General features: G+C 35.0%; 4 protein-coding genes. All 4 read right to left on the bottom strand.

The window, feature by feature from the left end:
* Positions 1-6: 6 nt before the first annotated feature.
* On the bottom strand, positions 7-3,453 hold the full coding sequence (locus BUA99_RS12800; RefSeq protein WP_084673555.1) for a SusC/RagA family TonB-linked outer membrane protein: 3,447 nt from the start codon (positions 3,451-3,453) through the stop codon (positions 7-9).
* Positions 3,454-3,775: 322 nt separating this feature from the next.
* Positions 3,776-5,008 (bottom strand): ROK family transcriptional regulator, encoded by a 1,233-nt coding sequence (locus BUA99_RS12805; protein WP_072993026.1) that lies wholly within the window; start codon positions 5,006-5,008, stop codon positions 3,776-3,778.
* Positions 5,009-5,571: 563 nt separating this feature from the next.
* Positions 5,572-6,483 carry a PorP/SprF family type IX secretion system membrane protein gene (locus BUA99_RS12810; RefSeq protein WP_072993029.1) on the bottom strand — a complete coding sequence of 304 codons (912 nt, stop codon included), beginning with the start codon at positions 6,481-6,483 and terminating at the stop codon, positions 5,572-5,574.
* 57 nt (positions 6,484-6,540) lie between these two features.
* A partial coding sequence (locus BUA99_RS15430) for a T9SS type B sorting domain-containing protein (RefSeq protein ID WP_234972972.1) occupies positions 6,541-9,296 on the bottom strand: 2,756 nt, incomplete at its 5' end.

The following is a 9,296-nucleotide window of genomic DNA, read 5'->3' on the forward strand; positions in this document are numbered from 1 at the left end:
TTAAAATTATAAACCAATATTTAACCCAAGTATAATATTTCTAGGGACAGGATAAGTTCCAGTTGCACCAGCTGAATTTAATCCGTTACTAGTACCACCATCTATACCTTGTACTTCGGGACTCAATCCTTGGTATTTAGTAAAATAATATAAATTACTACCCGTAACATATAGACGAGCAGAAGATAATCTTACTTTTTCGATTATTGATTTTGGAATAGTATAACTCACAGTTACTTCTCTTAAACATAGGTAATCACCACTCTCGTAATTACGGCTATTTCCTTGAAACATATTAGTATTTATGGCTGTACCACTTGCTTCGGAGCGGAATAAGTTATTTTGATTTAATTGATCCGCCCAACGATAACGAGGAACATCAGTTATATCACCCTCTTTCTGCCAAGATTGCAAGCTTTCAGCTAGTAATCCGTAGTTTCCTTGAAATTGTCCTACAAAACGTGCTCTTGCTTCATTATAAATTGTTGCTCCTAAAGAGTAATCTGTTCTAACAGCTAATGAAAATCCCTTATAATCGGCGTTCAAACTAAAACCTCCGGTGAATTTTGGAAACATATTACCCATAAATCTTCGATCTCTACTATCAATCACTCCATTGTTATCAGCATCTTCAAATACGGCATCTCCAGCAAATTTATTACCAGTTGGATTCCCACCCGTAGCACTAGTTTTTCCTACATAATTATCTCGTACAACTAGATTGTAAGCATCTGCTGCTGCTTGAGTTGGAAGAATATACAATTGTTTATGAGCATAAAAATCTCCAATTTTGCCACCTTCTTGCAATCCTCCAACAAATTTATAGCTGCCACTTGCAGTATCCCAAATTTCAGTACCACCAATCCTATTGTTAACATTACCGTTAAAAGGTAATTTTTCAATTGTGTTTATATTGCGTGAAACATTAGCCGCAAAGTTTATCTTCAAATCATTTTGATTATAAAGTCTAGCGTTCAATTCTAATTCAAATCCTTTGCTTCGTAATCCGCCTAAGTTTGTTAAAACATTAGAGAATCCACTATTTGAGGGAAGTGTTAGATTAGTTAATAGATTAGATGTTAGTTTATTGTAAACGTCTCCTATTAATCTAATTCTATCTTGATTTATTCCTAAATCGAATCCAGCATTAAAAGTTTGGGATTCCTCCCATTTCAAACCTGGATTTGCTATTTGTGAATTAACAATTGCCGATTGGCCATTATAACTATTAGCAATTCCGTTTGTTGCGCCAGAATATAAGCCGCCCGCTTGGAAATCACCTAATGTTCCTAAGTTTCCGTTTACACCAAAACTTCCACGAAGTTTAAAGGATGAAACCATTGTAGGCATCACAGACCAAAATTTCTCTTCATGTGCATTCCAACCTGCTGATACTCCTGGAAAAAAACCATATCTATTGTCAGGTCCTAAACTAGAAGAACCATCATAACGGAAAGATGCCGTTGCAAAATAGCGGCTTTTATAATCGTAGTTTACGCGACCAAACACACTGTTTAATACTAATTTTGTGTCATTACTAAATACGGAAACAGGTATTGGAGATGAGTCTAATGTTTGAGCAAGATCAGAAGGACTTCCTTTTCCAGAGGCGTTAAATGCTTTTATAGTACGATCAAATTTTGAAACACCTAATTTTGCACCGAAATCACCAATTTTATCTAATGATTTATCATAACTAAGTACACCTTCATACTGCAACTGTGTCAATTGATTACTGAATTTAGTTGCTGTACGAGTGTTGTCTGTAATACCGTTAGACCCGCTTAAAAAAGCTTGCTGAAATGTATTTCCTCCATCCGTTTCACTATATAAAGATAGGGAAGGGGTGAATATTAAATTTTTAGCAATTTTTAAATCACCATCAACGCCCATTTGTAATTTGTTATTTTCATTGATCCCTTTTACTTTACCCATTTGGTATAAGGGATTTCCGTTAATATTGTTTTGTCCTGGAGCTAATGAGCCATCTTCTAAGTATAGTTTTGTAGTTGGTGCATTTCCTAAGTATCTATTAAAAACAACGCTGTTCGAAACTACTTGATTATTACTTGCTTTCGAGTAAAGTACTCTACCGTTAAGTGTGAAGTTGTCACTAACATTCAAGGAAGCATTTAGTTTGCTTGTAAAACGTTGATATCCAGTAAAAATAGTAATTCCATCCCCTTTTAAGTAGCCTAAACTTAAATCAAAAACTCCCTTATCACTACCACCGCTAATTCCTAGATTGTGGCTTTGAGTAATAGCAGTTTGAAATAAAACATCGTTCCAGTTGGTACTTTTATACATAATTGTATTAGCTGTGTTGAGAGGGTCAACAATCTCTTGCCATCCTTTAGCTTGTAATTCATTAATAGTATTTGCTGATAGATTTGATTTCAGTAAAGAGGCAAAGGAGGTGTTATTCAATAAATTGTTTCCTGTACCGTAAGGAGTTGCCCCGATTAGTTGATTATCTCTTGCATTCGGTCTTGTACCACCAAGTATGTCAGCTGCATTTTGTACTCCCAAACGAGATAATCTAATGAAGTCACCGCCATTTAGAAAATCATATTTTTTACCTATTTGGCTACTTTGTGTAGAAACATTGTAAGTGATTTTAGTTTTGCCTACTTTACCTGTATTGGTAGTTATAATAACGACACCGTTTGAGGCGCGTGCTCCATAGATTGATGTTGCAGCAGCATCTTTCAATACTTGTAGCGAAGCAATATCAAAAGAGTTGATGTCATCAATTTGTGTACGAATTACGCCGTCAACAATATAGAGTGGGGTTGCCCCTGCTGGATTGTCAATGGAGGTTCCTCCACGAACTAAAATATTAGATGCTTTACCGGGCTGACCAGAAGCCGTACGAACCACCAAGCCAGTTACATTTCCTTGCAGTGCTTGCGTTACGTTAGAATAAGGAACATTTTCTAGTACTTTTTTATCTAATTTAGAAACAGAAGTACTTAAAGTTTTACGATTTTGTTTTCCATATCCTATAACAATAACTTCATTCATTTGTTCTCCTGTCTCTTTCAAAACAATTTTAAGAGGAGAGTTTCCAATAGTTACTTCTTGTTCTTGTAAACCAATATAAGAGATTAATAATGTGGTAGCATTATCAGATACTTCAATTGTAAAGTTACCATCAATATCGGTTTGTGTACCTATATTTGACCCTTTAACTAGAATGTTCACTCCCGGCAAAGACTCGCCTTTTTCATTTGTTACATTTCCTGTAATGATTCTTTGAACAAGATTGAAGTTGTTAACTGTCTCTTTTACTAGTAGAGAGTTGTTTTTAAATACAAGATTTTTTTCAGTAGATACTGCTGCCGAAACTTGCATTGTGATAGCAGTAAGCAAAATAACTGCTGTGTTTGAAGCTTTCCATGTCTGGGAGCTAAGCCAAAAGTTTTGTGGTTTTTTTTTGGTTATAAATTTCATAACTTTAAAATGGATTGGTTAATAATGATTTTACGTTTTAAATGTATTTATTTGAATTCCAAATCAATTTCTCCATTTTTGAGAGAAACAAGTTAGCTATGCTAGCAACATTAGCTTTCCTTTTTTGTGAATAACAAATGAATATTTTATAAGTTAGGGATGTGCCCGCCTGATTTTACTACTTCTGTTATTGAATAAATAGGAGGTTATAAAAAATAAAAACAAGATTTTATTTTATATATTTACTATCATGTTGTAAATATATATAAAATTTTAATATTACAAGTATATATATTAAAATAATTTATTAACTAAATGAAGGTTAGTTAATAATTAATTGAGATAACATTTTTTCTTTAACGACGCAACATGCACCGATAACGCCAGCGCGTAAACCCAGAGATGATTTTTTAAGTTTTACATCACGGTTTACTAATCCCAAGGAGTGTTTTTTCAATGCAGACTGGATCGGTAGTAGTGCATAATCGCCCAATTGAGAAAAATCACCACCAATCACTAATAGTTCAGGATTAAAAATATTCAGAATGATTGATAGGTAGCGTCCCATTTTCTCACTTTGATTAGTTACTAGCTCTATACATAAGCTGTCTTCCAGATTTATAGCCCCTGAGATAATTGCATGATGTTGCAAAGTGTGAGAATTATCTTCAAGGACAACCTTTGACTGTTTACCCTCTTTTAAGGCATTTTTAAATTGATTTACAAGAGACCAGCCCGAAATTTCGGTTTCTAGACATCCTAATTTACCGCATTGACACATAATTTCATTATTAAAAATTGTACTGTGTCCAAATTCTCCTGAATATCCTGATTTGCCATAATATAATTTTCCGTCTGTAATCATCCCAATTGCGACTCCCCAACTGTAGTTTAAAAATATTATGTTTTGCTCGCCATCAACGATTCCTTCCCTATATTCGCCAAATGTCATGGCTCTCGTATCATTTTCTAAACGAACAGGTAGGCCTAATTGATCTGCAATAATTTCAGTTAAGGGTCTGTTTTCACTAAAGAAGTAATTATAACTAAATCCTTCCATTGAATTTATACGGCCTGATAAGTTGATACACACTCCAACAATCAATCTTTTTTCTACTGCGCTATCCTCGATGAATGAGTTTATCAAATTACATAGTTCTTGAAGAGATTCAGCAGTGTTTTCTAGAACAAAAGAAGAATCTAATTCTATACTTACAAATTCATTTTTAATGTTTTGTAGCCCTATAGACATACTAGCTCGATTTACATTAACTCCTAAAAAATAAGCACATGTTGGATTGATACTATATAGGGACGGCCGTCTTCCACCACTATTTGTGATTTTACCCATATCAACAACATAACCTTCAATTAGTAATTCATTTACCGCTTTAGTAACTGTAGGAACGCTGGACTGCAATTCTGAACCTAATTCCGCTATTGTAGCGTTTCCTGAAGACAGCAGTCTTTTTACAATTGCTTGTCGCAACATGTGCCATTTTTGACCAGAAAGACTAGTGTCAGTGCTATTATCTAATAAATTTTTTAAGTTCATGTTACTGTGTTATAAAATGTTTATATACCAAACTAAAACAAAATTACTATTAATATTTATTAATTAGAGTTTGATAATAAATTAATTTAATTATATTCATTTAACGTGACAGATGTATTTACTAAAAAAAGTATCATTTGATACTTTAAGAGTATTTGAGATGGTTATTAAATTGAAACCATAAAACTTCATTTGTTTCATTTTTGTAACTGTGGATTGCTTTAGTCTTATCACTTTTACAAATGAATTTCAATAATTTAACGAATATGTAGCAATATTCAGTTTCTTGTTCTTGATTCCTTGCAACGAGTTCCCCATACCATTTAGCCTCTTTGTCAAATTATCCGTTGTAGTAATAGGAAGTACCTAATTTCATAAACATACTTTCTTCAGGATCGCCGTTTTCGGTAACACTTTCGTCGGGTTTTATAGCGTCGGTATGGGCAATTTTATCGTACTTTTTGTTGGCAGCACTAAGTTGTACTTTTTGGGTATAACCGTTAAAAAGAAAGAATACTTGCTATGGTTATGTAAAGCAAGATATAGTTTTCATAAAATTGGCATTAGAAGAATCTTGGAGTTGTGATTTTGGAGATATTACTAAATAATTCATAACGTAGGAGTATTTCGTGCGAACCAAAGCTGTAGTTATTCAAATTAGTAGTTTCATGGTCATATCCATACCCTATATATATTCCATCGGTAACTTGAAAACCAACTATAGTGCTCATTGCGGCACTCCATCTGTACGCAACTCCTACAACAAATTTATCCATAAACATAAAGTTTCCAGAAACATCTATTTGAAGAGGGGCTCCTTGAACTATTTTGGTAAGAAGAGCAGGTTTGAATTTTACGGAATCACTTAAGTCAATTACTAATCCAGCCATTAAATAATAATTTATTTTTTCCTTGTTTATGACAACTTCATTGTCATTATAGTGATTGGATTCAATGAAATTTGGAACTGAAAGGCCTAAGTAAGCATTATCCGAATGCCAATAAATACCTGCACCAATATTTGGAGATACTTTATTATTCATGTTCTGTAAACTTGTATCGGTAGCATCTACAGAGTTTAGTTTAGAAACATCCAAGTCAAACATACGTAATGTGGCCTTTATACCAAAAGAGAGTTTAAAGATCTTTGATGTTGGGATGGTATAAGATAAATCAGTTGAGAAATTATTCGCAATAGTAGGACCAATTTTATCATTTATAAGAGACACTCCAAATCCTAGGTTGCTCTCGTTAAGGGGAGTGTTTATCGACACGGCATTTGTAACAGGAGCTCCATCCAGTCCAACCCATTGGGTACGATGCAAGGCAAATATACTCATTGCTCCCCTCGATCCTGCATAAGCTGGATTGACATTGATTGTGTTGTACATATATTGGGTGTATTGAGAGTCTTGTTGCGCATAACTCAGCGCTGCTATAAACATCAAGGCAAATAGTATTAATTTTGTCTTCATATATTATTTTATAAACTTGAGAGTTTTACGCTTCTAGGAGTTTTTTTTGAGTTTTATTTATCTTGAAAGGTATAAATACCCATCTTTTTTGTTAGTTTGAACGTTACCAGTTCCGTCAATTGAAGTGTAATTCAAAATATAAAAATAGGTTCCCGTAGGTAAATCAACTGAACGATTAATTGTTGTTCTACCTTGTGAAGTCCCGTCAAAGGCCTTAGTTCCATTATTATAGTTTCTGGTTTCATATACTAAAACACCCCAACGGTTGTATATTTCAACGGTATTATCTGGATAACAAGAGGTGTCTTCAATATTGTCTATAGTAAACACTTCATTCTTATCATCACCATTTGGAGAGAAAGCATTATGTATAAGTATTGTTCCGCATCCTAATACAATACCATTACAATCACTATCAACTTTTACGTTTATAATTAATGGACAATTATTTCCATTGGCAACTTTGTATTCAAAAGAATATATACCCGGATTCAAACCAAAAGGAGATAATATACTTCCTTTTAATTTTCCAGGATTGTCAACACTTGTCCAAGTCCCATTGGTTAGAGTTCCAGATGGTAATATGGTTTTTAAGTCAATCCTTAACTCACGGTCTGTATTACAAGCTGTATTCGGAGCATCTATTATTTGATTAGGTTTAGTTCCTATAACTTCCCAAGCACAAGATGTAGTATTAAAACTTCTAGTTTCCCAACATGATAACGCCGTTGTAGGTTCCACAGGTTTAGCTGTATTGTCATTAGTCCACGTACAAGTTGAATTATTGAAAGTAAAAATATCCCAACAGTTTACTTTAGCTGGTTCCACAGGTTTCGTTCCTCTTACTTCCCAAGCACAAGACGTAGGATTAAAGCTTTTAGTTTCCCAACATGCTAATGCTGTTGTAGGTTCCACAGGTTTTGTACCTGTTACTTCCCAAGTACAAGATGCTGTATCAAAGCTTCTAGTTTCCCAACATGCTAATGCGGTTGTAGGTTCCACAGGTTTTGTACCTATTACTGCCCATAAACAAGACGTAGGATTAAAACTTCTAGTTTCCCAACATGCTAATGCGGTTGTTGGTTCAGTAGGTTTTGTACCTGTTACTTCCCAAGCACAAGACGTAGGATTAAAACTTCTAGTTTCCCAACATGCTAATGCTGTTGTTGGTTCTGCTGGCTGCGTGCCTGTTGTTTTCCAAGTACAAGATGCTGTATCAAAGCTTCTAGTTTCCCAACATGATAATACGGTTGTAGGTTCTAAAGGTTTTGTACCTGTTACTTCCCAAGCACAAGACGTAGGATTAAAACTTCTAGTTTCCCAACATGATAATGCGGTTGTTGGTTCTACTGGCTGCGTGCCTGTTGTTTTCCAAGTACAAGATGTTGTATCAAAACTTCTAGTTTCCCAACATGATAATGCCGTTGTAGGTTCAGTAGGTTTCGTTCCCGTATTATCCCAAGCACAAGTATTCGTGTTGAATACGAAGTTATCCCAACAATTCACTTTTTCAGGTTTTGCAGCTTGAACGCCAGTATTGTTCCAAGCACAAGTACTCGAATTGAATACGAAGTTATCCCAACAGTTCACTTTTTCAGGTTTCACTGCTTGAACTCCCATATTGTCCCAAGCACAAGTATTCGTGTTGAATACGAAGTTATCCCAACAATTCACTTTTTCAGGTTTTGCAGCTTGAACGCCAGTATTATCCCAAGCACAAGAAGTAGTATTGAATACAAAAGTATCCCAACAGTTTACTTTTGCTGGTTTTGAAGCTTGAACTCCTGTATTATCCCAAGCACAAGTATTCGTGTTGAATACAAAAGTATCCCAACAATTCACTTTTTCAGGTTTTGCAGCTTGAACGCCAGTATTGTTCCAAGCACAAGTACTCGAATTGAATACGAAGTTATCCCAACAGTTCACTTTTTCAGGTTTCACTGCTTGAACTCCTGTGTTATCCCAAGCACAAGAAGAAGTATTGAATACGAAGTTATCCCAACAGTTCACTTTTTCAGGTTTCACTGCTTGAACGCCAGTATTGTTCCAAGCACAAGTACTCGAATTGAATACGAAGTTATCCCAACAATTCACTTTTTCAGGTTTCACTGCTTGAACTCCTGTGTTATCCCAAGCACAAGTATTCGTGTTGAATACGAAGTTATCCCAACAATTCACTTTTTCAGGTTTCACTGCTTGAACTCCTGTGTTATCCCAAGTACAAGTATTCGTGTTGAATACAAAAGTATCCCAACAATTCACTTTTTCTGGTTGAGTTGCTTGAACGCCAATATTATCCCAAGCACAAGTATTCGTGTTGAATACGAAGTTATCCCAACAGTTCACTTTTTCAGGTTTCACTGCTTGAACTCCTGTGTTGTCCCAAGCACAAGTATTCGTGTTGAATACGAAGTTATCCCAACAGTTCACTTTTTCAGGTTTCACTGCTTGAACTCCTGTATTATCCCAAGCACAAGAAGTAGTATTGAATACAAAAGTATCCCAACAGTTTACTTTTGCTGGTTTTGAAGCTTGAACTCCCATATTGTCCCAAGCACAAGTATTCCTATTGAAAACAAAATTATCCCAACAATTTACTTTTGCTGGTTTTGCAGCTTGAACTCCCATATTGTCCCAAGCACAAGTATTTGTGTTGAAGACAAAATTATCCCAACAGTTTACTTTACTTGGTTGAGCTGCTTGAACGCCAGTATTTACCCAAGCACAAGTACTCGAATTGAATACGAAGTTATCCCAACAGTTCACTTTTTCAGGTTTCACTGCTTGAACTCCTGTGTTATCCCAAGCACAAG

Source organism: Flavobacterium segetis, assembly GCF_900129575.1.
In the GTDB taxonomy this organism is placed as follows: domain Bacteria; phylum Bacteroidota; class Bacteroidia; order Flavobacteriales; family Flavobacteriaceae; genus Flavobacterium; species Flavobacterium segetis.

Bases quoted from the DNA above. Each gene is read 5' to 3' on its own strand.
- BUA99_RS12800 (WP_084673555.1), bottom strand. From the start codon at position 3,453: ATGAAATTTATAACCAAAAAAAAACCACAAAACTTTTGGCTTAGCTCC.
- BUA99_RS12805 (WP_072993026.1), bottom strand. From the start codon at position 5,008: ATGAACTTAAAAAATTTATTAGATAATAGCACTGACACTAGTCTTTCT.
- BUA99_RS12810 (WP_072993029.1), bottom strand. From the start codon at position 6,483: ATGAAGACAAAATTAATACTATTTGCCTTGATGTTTATAGCAGCGCTG.